We start from the raw sequence: 15,023 nt of genomic DNA, 5'->3' as shown, positions 1-15,023 counted from the left end.
ATTAACAAATTAAGTGTTTCATAAAAACACAGATATATTATATAATAAAAATGCTCCATAATCAACAAAAAACATCATAAAACTTAAAATTTCTGAAAAAAACAGTATTTCACTAGTATAAAAATACAGTTTTGTCCTTAAATAATAAAAAAATTAAAAAAATTCTTGCTTTTGGCCATACTTATTATATAATAACATACGGTTGATTTGCCGGTGTGACGGAATTGGCAGACGTAGTGGACTCAAAATCCACCGATAGCGATATCGTACCGGTTCGAGTCCGGTCACCGGCACCAAATTTAATAATTATTGGGGGAAGTTGTCATGAAACATAGACATGTCATTGATCTTGAGGATTTAACTTTTGCACAGCTTCAGCAAACTATTGAGTTGGCTGGAAAGATAAAGGCAGATCCGGTAAAGTATAGCCATGTTTGTGATGGTAAAATCATGGCAACTCTTTTTTATGAGCCATCAACTCGTACACAGATGTCTTTCCAAACTGCTATGATGCGATTAGGTGGTAAAATTATCGGCTTTGATAACCCACAGAACTCATCGGTTTCTAAAGGTGAAAGCCTAAAAGATACTATCACTATTGTTAGTGGTTATGCTGATATTATTGCAATGAGAAATCCTGTTGAAGGTTCTGCAAAAGCAGCTTCACTTTACAGTAGCGTACCTGTTATTAATGCAGGTGATGGTGGTCACCTACACCCTACTCAGACACTTACAGACTTAGTTACACTTTCTAATGAAAAAGGCAGATTAAACCACCTTAAGATTGGTCTTTGTGGTGACTTAAAGAATGGCAGAACTGTTCATTCACTTATTAAGACAATGAGCCACTTTGAGGGTAATTCATTTGTGCTTATCTCAACTAAGGAACTAAGTATTCCTGACTATATTAAGGATATTATGGATAAGGCCGGTTGTCCTTATGAAGAAGTTGATGACTTACAAAGCAATATTGCAGACCTTGATGTTCTTTATATGACAAGAATTCAAAGAGAAAGATTTGCCAGTGAAGAAGATTATCAAGCACAAAAAGGTCAATACATTCTTGATACAGAAAAAATGTCATATGCTAAAAAGGATATGATTGTACTTCATCCACTACCTAGAGTTGATGAAATCACTGTTGAAGTTGATGATGACCCAAGAGCTTGTTACTTCAAACAGGCTGTTTATGGTATGTACGGCAGAATGGCACTGATTATGCTACTACTTGAAGATAAAGATTACTTCTTCCATAGCAATGATAAAAAGTTTATTTCTGATGTTAAGTGTAAAAACCCTAGATGTATTGTAAATCAAGAGGCTTACCTACCTAAGAAATATTACTTAAAGGATAATCATAAAATTTGTGATTACTGTGATAATGAAATTGAATAATTCTTTTACAGAATAAAGTTACACCCACACTTAATTGTGTGGGTGTTTTTGTATATTATAGATTTGATGTATAAATTCCTGTAATACTTTGGATAAATAATGACACTAAAGTAATGCCACACCAACAACAGAAACCAAGAAAAATCGGTTTCTTTCCATTTTGTATTAGCTGAACTATATTTGTATTTGTACCTACTGCAAACATTGCCATTGAAATAAAGAACTTTGCAATACATTTCATAGCACAAACAAAATAATCATTATATAGTGTAGTGAAAGCATCACATGGAATTAATCCTACTAAACTTGTAATAATTGATGCACCTAGAAAATAAAGAATAAACCAAGGGAAAATCTTTTTGAAAGAAAAGTTATTTTCTTTATTAGAATTATTCTTAGCTTTCTTCATTCTATAAAAAGTTAATGCTAAGGTGATTGGAATAATTGCAAGTGTTCGTGTAAGTTTTACTGTAACTGCATATGACAAGATACCACTTGTATTATAAATATTTTCAGCAGTTGAGGCAGTAGCAGTAACAGATGATGTATCATTTACTGCAGTACCTGCAAATACTGCAAAACCCTCTGTACCAAGTCCAATGGTATGTCCTATTGTAGGAAAACTCAAAGCTGCCAATACATTAAAAAGAAAAATTACTGATATTGACTGTGCTACATCAGAGTCATCAGCATCAATAACAGGAGCAGTTGCTGCAATAGCTGAACCACCACAAATTGATGAACCTACACCGATTAGACAAGAAGTTTTCTTATTAACTTTCAATACTTTCATCATAATAAAAGCTATGATTAGTGAAATTGAAATTGTGGAAATAATAACCGGTAAGCTCTTTATTCCCACCTTTGCAATAGTGTTTAGATTTAATGAAAAGCCTAATACAATAACTGCATATTGCAAAATCTTTTTTGATGTAAACTTTATGCCTGAACCCATATATGTATTTGTTTTGATATTTGGAAAAATTAAGGTTAAAATCATACCAAATAAAATTGAAAATACAGGTGCACCTATTAAATCAAAAGAAAATGAACCTATTGAAATTTTTGTTAATAAAGTAGCTATTAAAGCAAAAATTCCACTAAGCAAAATGCCACAACCATTCTTTTTTACAAAATTCATAATAACCCTCCTATTTGTTACATATTGATTGTAGCACAGATTTATGATAAAATATAATTATCATTTAATATAAGACGATAAGATATATTTATGAGGTTGTTATGATTGATTATAGAATTAAGACATTTTTAAAATTATGTGAAACTATGAATTACAGAAAAACTGCTGAACAGTTAAATATGACACAACCGGCAGTTACACAACACATTCACTTCTTAGAAAACGAATACAAATGCAAATTATTTATATATGATAGGCATACTTTGCAAATTACTAAAGAGGGTATTTTGCTAAAGAATTATTCAGAAAATTTACAGTATCAAGAAGAAAAGCTACTTGAACAAATGGAAATTGCTAAGCAAAAGGAATATGCAATCGGTGCTACTAAAACCATTGGTGAATATGTAATTACAGATAAAATTGCTGAATACTTAAAGACACCAACCAACAATATTTTGATTGAGATTGACAATACAAACAGGCTACTTAGCAAACTACAAAAAGGTGAACTTGACTTTGCTTTAATTGAGGGATTTTTCGACAGAAATGAATTTGGCAGTGAGATATATAAAAGTGAACCTTTCGTTGGTGTATGTAGCAACACACATCACTTTGCTAACAAAACTATTCCACTTGAAAGTGCATTTTCCGAAACTCTATTTATCAGAGAAAAAGGTTCAGGTACCAGGACAATTCTTGAGCAAGTTTTGGCTGAACAAAATTACACAACAAGTAACTTTATGAGAAATATTTGTATAAGTAACTTTGGATTAATGTCACAACTTATCAGGGAAAATCTTGGAATTACTTTTGCATATGAGGCAATACTTAAGAATCAGCCTTACCTCTCACCTTTCTATATTGAGGGACTGAATATTGTGAGAGATTTTAATTATGTTTACCTTGATAATCCTAATTCAATCAGCATTGTAAATAAATTTAAAGAAATTTTGTAAAAGAAAAGTCGGTACACTAAAAATGTACCGACTGTTTTTTTTAAGTTTAAAGTTCAGAATACAAATTACTTTGTACCGAAAATTCTGTCACCTGCGTCACCTAGACCAGGCATAATGTAGCAGTTTTCATTTAGGCCTTCATCCTTAGCTGCACAGAATACCTGAACATCAGGATGAGCCTCAGTTAGTGCCTTAATGCCTTCAGGAGCTGCAATAATGCAAAGGAACTTAATTGAATGAGGATGGCTCTTCTTAATAATGTTGATAGCATCAACTGCACTGCCACCTGTTGCTAGCATTGGGTCAAGAACAAATACATCTCTTTCTTCAATGTCTGATGGTAACTTGTTGTAGTATTCAACAGGTTCATGAGTTTCTTCATCTCTATAAAGACCGATATGACCAACCTTTGCAGCCGGTACCATCTCTAGCATTGCATCCAGCATACCAAGACCTGCTCTAAGAATAGGAACAAATGCTAGTTTACGACCTGCAATAACCTTTGACTTTGTCTTTACTAGAGGAGTTTGCACTTCAACTTCCTTTAGTGGTAAATCTCTTGTAGCTTCATAGCACATTAGCATTGAAACTTCTGATACTAATTCTCTAAATAGTTTACTACCTGTTTTTTCATCTCTCATATGAGTCAACTTATGTTGAATTAGAGGATGGTCAAAAACTGTAACTTGATTTTCCATATTAATCCTGCTTTCTAATAATTATTTATCTTCATAAGTACCGTTTTCGATAGCACTTACCATATCCAATCTTCTGTTGTGTCTGTCACCTTCAAATGGTGTGTTTAGGAAAATATCGGCAAATTTAACTGCCTGTTCTTCATTAATAACTCTGCCACCCATACATAGGATGTTTGCATCATTATGACGGCGAGTCATTTCTGCACAGAATTCGTTACTAACAACTGCTGCTCTGATACCCTTAACCTTGTTTGCTGCAATAGAGATACCGATACCTGTACCACAACATAGGATACCTAGTTCAGCCTCTTTATTAGCTACTGCTGTAGCTACTTTATAAGCATACTTAGGGTAATCAACACTTTCTGATGTATAACAACCGTAATCCTTATATTCAATACCATTCTTCTTTAGGTATTCGATTACTGCATTTTTAATATCAAGACCACCGTGGTCGCAACCAATAGCTATCATTACTTTTCCCTCTTCTTTCTTAATTCTTGTTCAGCTTGAGTTAGCTTTAGGTACTGAGGCAAAATATCCTTACCTTTCTTCTTGCTAGACTGATTATTATAAGCAATCATAGCAGTATTAGTACCTCTCTGAACATTCTCTAAATATTCCGGAAACTTAAAGTTCTCTTTAAGCATATCATTTTCTGAGAAATAATCAAGTACTTTATCCTGACCATCACCAACAAAATAAATATTTTCTTCCACATCTTTAAGTTCTTCGTACAAATCCATAATAAGTATTGAACGGTCATTAACTTCTTTTGTAAGTTTACCCTTTGACACAGAATAAACTGCATTAAAAACTTGGTTTCTTCTTGCATCAATACAAGAAACAACTTTGCCTTCTTTATCAATACAGTTATAAGCAATAGAGTCAAGTGTAGAAACTTCATAACAATCTTTGTTGTCCTTAAAAGCCATACCCTTAACTACTGCAACACCTATTCTAACACCGGTAAATGATCCGGGTCCGTTATTAACTGCATAGGCATCTATATCATCAACACTTATGTTATTTTGTTTTAGTAATTTGTCAATCATAGGCATTATTGTTTCACTATGAGTTAAACCCTCATTGACAAAAACTTCATCTACTACCTTACCATCTTCAACAATACCTACTGAGGATGTTTTGGCTGAAGTATCAATACCTAAAATTTTCATTAAAGTTCAATTCCTTCAATTTTAATAATTCTGTCATCATCATTTTCGCCTTTTTCGATTTCCACACTGATATAGTCATCAGGCAAAGCATTCTCTATATTTTCGCTCCACTCAATAACAAGAATACCTGTATCAAGATAATCAAAAAATCCTGTACTGTACAAATCGTCATAAGTATTTATACGGTACATATCAAAGTGGTAAACAGTATAATCTGCATTATACTGATTTACCAATGAAAATGTTGGACTTTGTACACCATCAAAGTAATTCAGCCCTTTACAAAGACCTCTGGTAAAAGCCGTTTTGCCCATACCTAAGCCACCAAAGAATGCAATAACTTCTGTACCCTTTAGCTTCTTGGCTAATTTACTTGCTAGGTTCTCTGTTTCTTCAACAGAATGAGTTATATATTCCATATTAGAACAATCCACTAATTACATTATTTTCGTCAACATCAATGTTGTTTGCTGCAGGTACTTTTGGTAGACCAGGCATTGTCATAATGTTGCCTGTATAAACAACTACAAAACCTGCACCGTTAGAAATTCTAACATCTCTAACTGTAATATCAAAGCCCTTTGGTGCACCTAGTAGTGCAGGGTTATCAGATAGAGAATACTGTGTTTTAGCTACACAAACAGGAAGTTTGTCGCCACCTAAAGCAACAACATCCTTTAGAGCTTTTTCTGCTTGTGGTGTATAGTTAACTTTATCTGCACCGTAAATTTCTGTAGCAATACGGTTCATCTTTTCCTTGATAGTTAGGTCGTTATCATATAGTAACTTAAAGTCTGATGGCTTTTCACAAGCCTCTACAACCTTTTTAGCTAGGTCAACACCACCGTTACCACCTTCACAGAATACATCAGAAAGAGCAAACTCTGCTCCTCTTTCGTGGCAATAGTCTTCGATATATTTTAGTTCTTCATCAGAGTCAGTATAGAAACGGTTAATAGCAACTACTACAGGTACACCGTACTTATTCATATTATCAATATGAACACCTAGGTTTACAATACCATTCTTTAGTGCTTCTAGGTTAGGTTCAGAAACCTCTGTCTTTGGCACACCACCGTTATACTTTAATGCTCTGCAAGTAGCAACAATAACAATACATGATGGAGCAATACCGGCATATCTACACTTAATGTCTAGGAACTTTTCTGCACCTAAGTCAGAACCGAAACCTGCTTCTGTAATACAATAGTCACCTAGCTTTAGTGCAAGTTTTGTTGCTCTCACTGAGTTACAACCATGAGCAATATTTGCAAAAGGACCACCATGCATAATAGCAGGTGTACCCTCTAGTGTCTGTACTAGGTTAGGCTTTAGGGCATCCTTTAATAGTGCAGTCATAGCACCATCAGCCTTAATATCCTTACAGAATACAGGATTGCCGTCATATGTATAAGCAACAAGAATGTTGCCCAATCTTTTCTTTAAATCAGAAATATCATTTGCTAAACATAGGATAGCCATAACTTCTGATGCAACAGTAATGATGAAACCATCTTCTCTTGGTACACCGTTAACCTTGCCACCTAAACCGATAACAACATTTCTAAGTGCTCTATCGTTCATATCAAGGCATCTCTTAAATAGAATTCTTCTTGGGTCAATACCAAGAACATTGCCTTGTTGCATATGGTTATCAAGCATAGCACATAGTAGGTTGTTAGCTGAAGTGATAGCGTGCATATCACCTGTAAAGTGTAGGTTAATGTCTTCCATAGGCAGAACCTGTGAATAGCCACCACCTGCTGCACCACCCTTGATACCAAATACAGGACCTAGGGAAGGTTCTCTTAATGCAATAATTGCCTTCTTGCCGATTTTAGCCATAGCCTGACCTAAACCTGCTGAAGTAGTTGTTTTACCTTCACCGGCAGGTGTTGGGTTAATAGCAGTTACAAGAACAAGTTTACCGTCTTCATTCTTGCTAACTCTTTCTGAAAGTTCATCAGAAAGTTTAGCTTTATATTTACCATAAAATTCTAGTTCATCTTCATTAATATCAATGTCAGATGCAACATCCTTAATAAGTCTTAGTTTAGCCTGTTGTGCAATTTCAATATCTGTTAGCATAACAACTCTCCTTATATCAAATTTGAATACTAAATTAACATTTTGATTATATCATAGAAATAGTAATAATAAATTGTCTTAAAAGAAATATAAATCAGTTATTTCAATAATTTCTTGATTATGACATATTTTTTTATTATAATATTTTAGAAAGGTGGTGGCACAGATAAAAAACTTAATAAACTCTGTTAAAGATTACATAGCAAATACAGACAAGTTGTTATGGCTTTTAACACTAAGTGCTACCGTATATAGCTTTATTTTGATTTATAGCTTACAAAGGGCTACTGACTCAAACTACTTGCAATCTCAAATTATTGCTGTAGGTATTGGTATTTTGGGAGCAATAATTTTTTCTGTTATTGATTACATTAATCTTTTGAAATACTGGTACATTTGGGCTATTGTTGGGATACTACTTGCAGTTTCAGTATTTTTATTTGGTATTACAGTTACCGGTACTGATGATACTGCTTGGATTAGACTACCGGGTGGTATGACATTTCAGCCATCTGAATTAATGAAGATTTGCTTTATTATCACCTTTTCTAAGCACCTTGCCTATACTGTGGAAAATGGCCTTATTAAGAATATAAAAGGTGTATTACTTTTATTTATTCATGCAATGATACCTATTGTTATTATTCACTTTCAGGGTGATGACGGTTCTGCATTAATTTTCTTAATGATGTTTGCTATTATGGCATTTACTGCCGGTGTACAGTTAAGGTACTTTGCCATTGCTTTAGGTGCAGTAATTATTTGTATTCCATTTATTTGGAGATTTGTAATGAATGATGAACATAGAAACAGAATACTTGCACTGTTTGACCTTGACGGTAATGCACTTACCGACTATGGTTGGCAACAATATCAAGGTAAAGTTTCTATTGCTTCCGGTGGAATATTCGGTTCAGGAATTGGAAAAGGTACTAGAGTACAGAACAACATTGTACCTGAACAACAAAATGACTTTATTTTTACTGTAGCCGGTGAAGAATTGGGATTTGTTGGGTGTATTGTGCTTATACTAATTCTGATTTTGCTGATGGTTAAGATTATTGTAATTGCCATAAAATCAAAGGATATTGCCGGTAGGTGCATTTGTTACGGTCTTTTCGGTATGCTGACAACTCAAACAATTATAAACCTTGGGATGGTACTTGGATTCTTGCCTGTTGTAGGTATTACACTTCCATTCTTCTCACAAGGTGGTACATCAGCAATGTCAATGTTCTTTGGTGTTGGACTTGTACAAAGTGTTTATCTCCATAACAAAATGGAAATTGATGATAAACTTTCAGGCAAATATAAATTGCTACTTAAAAATGAATTTTTCGATTAAAAAACCTCCCTATTGTTTACACACATTAGGGAGGTTTTCTTATGAATACTGTTCAATTAATTTAATTGCATTATCTGTTGACATAGTCTTGGCAAAGTTCATTTCCATATCAAACAAATTCCAATACACTGCACCGGGTATTCTATCGGCTATTGCATCTTTTACTACAATAACATTATAACCTCTACAGTGGGCATCCATTACAGTATATCTAATTGCACCTGAAGCAGTTACACCTGCAATCATTATAGTATCTATATCCATAGTTTGAAGATACTTTTCAAATTCAGGTTTGCCAAAGCAACTCATACAGTACTTTGTCATTACCATTTCACAATCTTGTACATCAAGAGTATCATCAATTTCTGTCCAATAATTTTCCACTTCAAGGTTTTCTGCCGGAATTTTTCTACCATTTAGTTTTAATTTTTCTTTGCCTTTTTTATGGAAACAAGTTTTTGTGAACATTAACGGAAGTTTATTTGTTTTGCGTATTGCATCACAAATTTTCCTTGCATTTACAACTGTATTGCCTATATCACAAGCAAATGGATGACCCGGTTTTGTCCAACCATTTGCCATATCCACCATTACAACGCAAATGTTCTTGATAGGTTTTCTATGGGTATAAATTCTGCCACTTTCTATGTACTTTTGTTCGTAAGCCTTAAAGTAATTTTTAAGTTGTTTATCAACAGAAATAAATAGTTTTTCTGAGATAAGGTGTCTTTGTTCCATCTTTTCTCTTAGAACTTTTCTACTTCTTGAAAGTAACATTTTCACTGCACTTTCTGTTTTGTTTTCGTTAAGTGCAATTTGTCTTATACTCATATCTTTGTAATAAAAATTCCACAGTACATTTCTGTTTGAGTCCGGTAGAGTTTTTATTATATCATAAATATCATCTTCAACAACATAGTTGTCTTCATAGGAAAAGTTAGAATTTGCACCCTCCATAGCACCAAGAAGTTCGTCTGTCATATAGGTTGTGTTTTTGTTCCAACCTGATGAAATCTGATGTAAATAGGTATTGATTGTAACCCTGATTAGCCAATTCTTAATATGGTCATCACTATCAAACTTTTTGTCTGACTGAAGATATTTTAAAAATACTTCTTGTGTTAAATCGTCAGCATCATTAACATTTTGAGTTTTGCTATAAGCAATTTTATGAACCATATCGTAATACTGATTGATAACATTCTTTATATCCATACAAATACCTCCATTACTTTGCTTTTCTTATATTTATATTTAAAAGTACGATTGCAAATAAAATTAAAACCATACCTATAATTTTTTCTACTGTTATACTTTCGCTAAATACTGTTACACCAATTATTGCTGCTACAAATGGTTCTACTGTTGCAAGGATAGATGCTTTACCTGCCTCAACTTTCAGTAGACCTTTTGTATATAAAATAAAAGGTAAAATTGTACATACTAAAGCTAGACCCAGTGACCACAAAAGGCTTTCTGTATTTAGCATTAAATTATAGTCTTTGATTATTCCTGAAAATGGAATTACTGCTACAGATGCTACAACAAATGTATATGTTGTGATAGTCATAGAGTCATATTTTTTCAATAAAAGCTTTCCGAAAATACTGTAAAGTGCATACCCAAAACCTGCACCTAAACCATATAAAAAACCTTCTAATGTAATGGTTTCTTTTCCTGAAAATACACCTGTCAAAAAACACATTCCAAGAATAGTTACTAAAAGTGAAATTACTTTCTTTACTGTTATATTTTCTTTAAATAAAAACAGTGACATAAACATAACAAATATAGGAGCAGTATAAAGCAACAATGCCGGAATTGCTGCACCACCAATAATTTCTATTGACTGAAAATAACAAAAATTAAAGAACACTATACTACAAATACCTGTACCACAAAATAGAGGTATATCCTTTAGCTTTATTTTTAATTTACTTCTATCAGTAACTAGTAGGTATATTACTAGAATAATTGCTGAAAAGATAACTCTTAGGGCTACTACTTCCATTGAAGAAAAACCTATTGACTTTAGAGTTGTGACAAATACTGAAATTATCCCCCACAATATACCTGCAATAATTATAAAAATTGAACTCATAACAATTCCTCTATTTTCATTTTATTTATGATATGGCTATAAGGAGAACCTTCCTTTAGAAAATTCTCCTTAGCCTTTATATCTATTACTTTTTTCCAATATGATTACTTATATTCGTATTAATATAAGATTCTACATGATCAACCAAATCATCTAAATCCATACTACTTGTATTTACACACAAGTCATAATACTGAGGTTTACCCCATTCATAGGAAGTATAGTAATTGAAATATGATTCTCTGCACTTTTCCTTTTTGATTAAGTGGTTCTTTGCCTTTTCATGGGACAAGTGCTTTCGCTTCATTATATTCTTGATTCTGTCTTCAAGATTTGCTGCAACAAACACATCTATTGTTGGTATCTTGGCATTTTCAAGAACATAGTTTGAACATCTACCAACAATAATACAAGGCGATTTCTTAGCCAGTTCCAAAATAATTTGGGACTGTACCATAAACATTTTATCTACATTTGAGCCTTCATATTCTTTAGCTGCAAACATACCACCTTTTGTAAGTGCTGTCTTAAGTTCACTTCTCGGTGTTTCTTCTTCCTCTGCCAAAACAGTTTCAGAAACATTAAGTTTTTGTGCTGCAAGTTTAATCATATCTTCATCGTAATAGGGTATATCCAGCCGTTTAGCAAGTAAAGCTGCAAAATCTTTACCTCTACTGCCATATTCTCTACCAAATGTAATTACAAGTTTATGACCTGTAGCATTTTCGTATTCTGTACCACCATGATAAGAAGAAACATTTACATTTTCTACCAAAGAAGAATCAATATCAGGAATAACACCGGCAAACTTTTCGTAACCGGGTACTACCCAATCGTGACCCACTGACATTCCAAGAAATTCTTCTGAATAGTTAGAGGTAACTTCTGCTTGAGGGAATTTCTTTAGATACCAAGTTTTCATAAGAAGTAAATAAACTAAGAAACCTGTTGGTAGTCCAAACAAATAACCATAATCAGAAAATACATTTGCAATTATTGTACCTGCTATCCAAGCTATAAGACCTGCAATATTGAAACCTTTGTGGTAACGATACTGACCATCTGACTTAAACATATCAAGTACATTTAACCTTCTGTGACGGATTACATAATAATCACAAAGCATAATACCTGCTAATGCTGATAAGAATGAACCAAAGTATCCTAGGTAAGTATAAAGCTGATCTAGGATTTCCCAAGGCATTACACAAACACCGATTAAACCTGCAATTAATACTGCTACCTTATATGGTAAGTTCCACTTTGCACCGGCATTTGTAAAGCACATTGCCGGTGGCACTAGGTTAGCTGCTGTATTAGTTGACCACTGTGCTAAGATAACCATTATCAGTAAGATAATAAGTGTTACACCTTTAGCTTGTGACTGAATAACTTCAACCGGATTCCAGTTGCCTGTTGTTAGGTAGGAAATAGCACCAATAGCTGCAATGAAAGTTTCAATAATAGGTAAGGTTGCAAACTGTGGAATCCAGTTGTTACGGTTACGCTTTAGCCAATTTCTTTCACCCATAGTGGACTTTAGACTTCGTGTAAAGTTTGGAATATCAGCTGCAAGTGCTGCCCACATACCAATATTGGCACACATTGTTGTAATCCAACAAGTTGCTGATGGGTGTGGTGGCTTATAGCCAAAGATTGAAACATTGTTAATTACTGCAATGTTGTTAACCTTATAAAACATCCAACAAGTAATTAGGATAATACAAGGTGCTGCAAATGATGCAAACTTATCAATACCTTTTAGACCAAGCATTGTGTTACCAATCTGAACTATTGCAAAAATAATAAACCACAAGAACCAGTTGTCTATTCCAAACAGAGCAAGTGTAAAGTAGTTAATTGCTGTTGAACCAATGTAGGTGTTAATACCAAACCAACAAGAAGCAACAATACCTCTTGCAATAGCCGGCAGATGAACACCAACTGTACCAAATGGGGCTCTTAGATAAGTAGCAAAGGAAATACCATGTTCAACACCAATATCACCGGTTAAGCTACCAACTACTGCAATGATTATATTTGCTACTAATGTAGCAGACATAACACCCCAAATATTCATTCCATCAATACCACTAGCACCAAAACTGAAAACTGAAATTACGATTGCCATACCAATCCAAATATTAGCAAAACCAAGTCCACCTAAGGTTCTTTTGCTAGAGGTTATTGGAAGTATATCTTCAGAAATAAGAGAAGACTTTCCCATTTCTTTTACTTTTTCTCTTTCCTTTGACATTTCTCTCACTCCCCAATAAACAAAAACAAGGGTGAATACCAATGTAAACACCCTTGTTTATAAAAATTATTTCATTGAGTTTCTTAGAGCTGTTGTTTTTTCAACATCAACTGTCATTGTAGATGTATCAATTACAACACCATAAGATTTTTCAGCATCCTCAACTGTTGTAAAGTCGTCAAGAACATCTCCAAGCACCATTTCAGGATCTCTTTCAAGTGGGTTGCCGTAGCCACCACCACAAGGAGTACAAATCTGCAAAACATCGTTGGCTGCAAATTCTTCATCAGATAGTTTTGATTCCAATGACTTAGGATTATCTGAATCAGGGTTCTTAGTCATACTTGCTGATGTACCATCATAACCACCAAAGATACCCTTAGGAGCTTCTTTGTGACGGTCACCTTCACAAGTAACTGTACCTTCTTGTAAAAATCTTGTTTCTCTTACGATACCAAGACCACCTCTCCACTTACCGGGAGCAACCTTTGCAGGGTTAAGTTCATATCTTTCAACTCTTAATGGATAGTGCCACTCAATTTCCTCAATAGGAACATTTCTTGTATTGGCTACAAGTGCATCACAAGAGTCAATAGCATCTTTGCCATAACGACCACCATATGAACCCTCATCAACTTCAAGATAAACCCAATATTCACCCTTAGACTTATTAAAGCCGTTGTAACTTACAAAGTGAATATGTGCTGATGTACCGGCTGAAACTCTTTCCGGCATAACACCTGCTAATGAACGCATTACACAGTCAGCAAGTAAATTAGCCTGATTAAATCTTGAGAAACTTGCTCTTGGGAAGTTAGGATTAAAGATACAACCCTTAGGAGCAATAATTGTTACAGGTCTAGCCATACCGTCATTCTGAGGAATGTACTGTTCATAAATATCATCATCAAGGAATAATGCATGCATAATGTAGTTAATTGAAGTTTTTGTTGTACCTTCAAAAGAAGCATTAAACGCTGTATAAACTTCATCTGCACTACCTGTTAAGTCGATTGTTACTGAGTCTCCCTTGATAGTAGTTGTTGTACAAACTTTAAGCATTTTATCAAGGTGCTTACCGTCATTATCCAACCAACCTTCTGCATAATATGTGCCGTCAGGTACTTTACTAATTGCACTACGCAACATTCTCTCGGAATAATCCATCCAATCTTCAATAGCAGAAAATACAACTTCTACACTGTATTTATCAAGTAGTTCTGTAAAACGCTTGATACCATGTTTAGCTGAAGCAATCATAGCTTTTAAGTCGTTTTCGTTCATTGACGGAGTACGAACATTATCAAGAATCATCTGCCATAGCTGGTCGTTTCTCTTGCCCTTTTCATATAGCTTTAAGCCATAATAAATTCTTGTTTCAGCATATACATCTCTGGCAAATACATCCATACCGGGTGTATGAGAACCATTATCAAGCAAGTGAGCCTGAACACAAGAGAAACTGATTAATTTTCCTTTATAGAAAATAGGGATGCAAATATGAATATCAGGTGAATGAGAAGTACCATGGAATGGGTGGTTGTGGATGAAAATATCACCTTCATGAATATCTTCAAGTTTCCATCTTGTTAAGATACCTTTAACATTACCACCGATTGAGCCAACATGCATTGGTGTACTTTCACTTTCACAAAGCTGACGACCAACTGTATCAACAATACCGGCACCAATATCTTCTGATTCACGAATGATACTTGAATATGACATTCTATATAGAACCATACCCATTTCCTGTGCAATCATCTTAAATGAACCACCAAGAACCTGTAAAGTAACCGGATCAACTTTTACTCTAGGAATATTTAAACCTTCAATAACATTTTTCATAAAAAATCTTCCTTTC

At 34.1% G+C, this 15,023-nt stretch carries 13 protein-coding genes and 1 tRNA gene; 4 read left to right on the top strand and 10 right to left on the bottom strand.

Annotated elements, in window-relative coordinates; translation table 11 throughout:
• The first annotated feature begins 209 nt into the window (after positions 1-209).
• Positions 210-296, top strand: a tRNA-Leu gene (locus E5Z56_RS09615).
• A gap of 28 nt (positions 297-324) precedes the next feature.
• Complete coding sequence (gene pyrB, locus E5Z56_RS09610) at positions 325-1,395, top strand: aspartate carbamoyltransferase (RefSeq protein ID WP_138157596.1); 1,071 nt, start codon at positions 325-327, stop codon at positions 1,393-1,395.
• 55 nt (positions 1,396-1,450) lie between these two features.
• On the opposite strand, the gene E5Z56_RS09605 is transcribed toward pyrB, so the two are convergent.
• Entirely contained in the window at positions 1,451-2,536 is a 1,086-nt protein-coding gene (locus tag E5Z56_RS09605) for a YeiH family protein (RefSeq protein WP_138157595.1), read from the bottom strand.
• 101 nt (positions 2,537-2,637) lie between these two features.
• Between E5Z56_RS09605 and E5Z56_RS09600 the strand changes: the two genes are divergently transcribed.
• Positions 2,638-3,492, top strand: a complete 855-nt coding sequence (locus tag E5Z56_RS09600) for a LysR family transcriptional regulator (RefSeq protein ID WP_138157594.1) — start codon at positions 2,638-2,640, stop codon at positions 3,490-3,492.
• A 65-nt stretch (positions 3,493-3,557) separates the two neighbouring features.
• On the opposite strand, the gene upp is transcribed toward E5Z56_RS09600, so the two are convergent.
• The 5 genes from upp to E5Z56_RS09575 are packed head-to-tail and all read right to left on the bottom strand — an operon-like array spanning position 3,558 to position 7,456.
• A complete protein-coding gene (gene upp / locus E5Z56_RS09595; RefSeq protein ID WP_138157593.1) occupies positions 3,558-4,190 on the bottom strand; it encodes a uracil phosphoribosyltransferase in 633 nt (210 codons plus the stop codon).
• A 21-nt stretch (positions 4,191-4,211) separates the two neighbouring features.
• Positions 4,212-4,664 (bottom strand): ribose 5-phosphate isomerase B, encoded by a 453-nt coding sequence (gene rpiB, locus E5Z56_RS09590; RefSeq protein WP_022505173.1) that lies wholly within the window; start codon positions 4,662-4,664, stop codon positions 4,212-4,214.
• Complete coding sequence (tsaB, locus tag E5Z56_RS09585; protein WP_138157592.1) at positions 4,664-5,368, bottom strand: tRNA (adenosine(37)-N6)-threonylcarbamoyltransferase complex dimerization subunit type 1 TsaB; 705 nt, start codon at positions 5,366-5,368, stop codon at positions 4,664-4,666. The genes rpiB and tsaB overlap by 1 nt, the downstream gene beginning before the upstream one ends.
• Positions 5,368-5,787 carry a tRNA (adenosine(37)-N6)-threonylcarbamoyltransferase complex ATPase subunit type 1 TsaE gene (gene tsaE / locus E5Z56_RS09580; protein ID WP_138157591.1) on the bottom strand — a complete coding sequence of 140 codons (420 nt, stop codon included), beginning with the start codon at positions 5,785-5,787 and terminating at the stop codon, positions 5,368-5,370. The genes tsaB and tsaE overlap by 1 nt, the downstream gene beginning before the upstream one ends.
• Before the next feature lies 1 nt (position 5,788).
• Positions 5,789-7,456, bottom strand: a complete 1,668-nt coding sequence (locus E5Z56_RS09575; protein WP_138157590.1) for a formate--tetrahydrofolate ligase — start codon at positions 7,454-7,456, stop codon at positions 5,789-5,791.
• A gap of 157 nt (positions 7,457-7,613) precedes the next feature.
• On the opposite strand from E5Z56_RS09575, the gene E5Z56_RS09570 reads away from it, so the two are divergent.
• The gene (locus tag E5Z56_RS09570) at positions 7,614-8,801 is read left to right on the top strand and encodes an FtsW/RodA/SpoVE family cell cycle protein (protein WP_175405447.1); all 1,188 of its coding nucleotides are present in this window, start codon (positions 7,614-7,616) and stop codon (positions 8,799-8,801) included.
• A gap of 39 nt (positions 8,802-8,840) precedes the next feature.
• Here the strand turns inward: E5Z56_RS09570 and E5Z56_RS09565 are convergent, their stop codons facing one another.
• The 4 genes from E5Z56_RS09565 to E5Z56_RS09550 all read right to left on the bottom strand — a co-directional run bounded on the left by E5Z56_RS09565 (position 8,841) and on the right by E5Z56_RS09550 (position 15,007).
• On the bottom strand, positions 8,841-10,016 hold the full coding sequence (locus tag E5Z56_RS09565; protein WP_138157588.1) for an isochorismatase family protein: 1,176 nt from the start codon (positions 10,014-10,016) through the stop codon (positions 8,841-8,843).
• A 13-nt stretch (positions 10,017-10,029) separates the two neighbouring features.
• Entirely contained in the window at positions 10,030-10,902 is an 873-nt protein-coding gene (locus E5Z56_RS09560; RefSeq protein WP_138157587.1) for a DMT family transporter, read from the bottom strand.
• 85 nt (positions 10,903-10,987) lie between these two features.
• Positions 10,988-13,159 carry a cytosine permease gene (locus tag E5Z56_RS11710; protein WP_175405446.1) on the bottom strand — a complete coding sequence of 724 codons (2,172 nt, stop codon included), beginning with the start codon at positions 13,157-13,159 and terminating at the stop codon, positions 10,988-10,990.
• 66 nt (positions 13,160-13,225) lie between these two features.
• Positions 13,226-15,007, bottom strand: coding sequence for a hydantoinase B/oxoprolinase family protein (locus E5Z56_RS09550; protein WP_207668585.1), 1,782 nt, complete (start codon positions 15,005-15,007; stop codon positions 13,226-13,228).
• Between the last annotated feature and the right edge of the window lie 16 nt (positions 15,008-15,023).

Source organism: Ruminococcus bovis (genome assembly GCF_005601135.1).
GTDB classification, from domain to species: domain Bacteria; phylum Bacillota; class Clostridia; order Oscillospirales; family Acutalibacteraceae; genus Ruminococcoides; species Ruminococcoides bovis.
This window is presented reverse-complemented; position numbering and strand designations above follow the sequence as displayed.